Source organism: Nocardia sp. 852002-20019_SCH5090214 (assembly GCF_001665865.1).
Lineage (GTDB): Bacteria > Actinomycetota > Actinomycetes > Mycobacteriales > Mycobacteriaceae > Nocardia > Nocardia nova.
Window position 1 is genome coordinate 1 of the sequence record NZ_LZMK01000231.1, and the last position, 604, is coordinate 604.

2 protein-coding genes are annotated in these 604 nt (G+C 66.9%); one reads left to right on the forward strand and one right to left on the reverse strand.

Annotated elements, in window-relative coordinates; translation table 11 throughout:
* Positions 1 to 83: 83 nt before the first annotated feature.
* Complete coding sequence (locus tag A5780_RS18545; protein WP_064909090.1) at positions 84 to 353, reverse strand: hypothetical protein; 270 nt, start codon at positions 351 to 353, stop codon at positions 84 to 86.
* Between the two features lie 55 nt (positions 354 to 408).
* Between A5780_RS18545 and A5780_RS18550 the strand changes: the two genes are divergently transcribed.
* The coding region (locus A5780_RS18550; protein WP_156769348.1) for a hypothetical protein at positions 409 to 604 on the forward strand (196 nt) is incomplete at its 3' end.

The following is a 604-nucleotide window of genomic DNA, read 5'->3' on the forward strand; positions in this document are numbered from 1 at the left end:
GTGGAGTGTGGTGGTGAGGGTAATGGGTGAGTGGGTTTGTGGGGGTGATGATTTGAGTGGATTTGTGAGTATGGAGGTGGGGGTTATGTGGGATTTGGGTTGGTGTCGACGAATTCGAGATCGGCTTCGCGCTCCCATGTCCAGTGGTTACCTGGCCACCACACCACGACCCAGTCCGTCCCGCCGGTAGGCGGGGTTTTCGACCACACCTGAACGAGTTCGCCGGAGGCGTGGTCGAAGTCGGTGCGCACCACCGCGGCGTGCCCGGCGGGGGCGACATAGCCGATCCGGTCGCCGCCGGAGAGGCCGGCGCGTGACTTCAACCGGATCCGGGTGCGCGGCGCGACGGGCATCGGTCGAGCTTGTCACCCGCGCCCGCGGCGAGGCTGGGGTGGGATAGTCGCGGGTATGGGCGAGGTGTTCGCGGTCGGTGATCGCATCGAGTGGTGGAGCGACATCGACGGCGGCCCGGCCGAGCCCGGCGACCAGGACGCGAGGAAAAACATCGGCACGGTCGCCAGCGTCCACCGCAGCCCCAACGACGACACCCAGGTCGTCGCGTATCTCGTGACGTGTCGCAGCCGCGTCGCCGGCACGTACACCT

Bases quoted from the DNA above. Each gene is read 5' to 3' on its own strand.
- A5780_RS18545 (WP_064909090.1), bottom strand. From the start codon at position 353: ATGCCCGTCGCGCCGCGCACCCGGATCCGGTTGAAGTCACGCGCCGGC.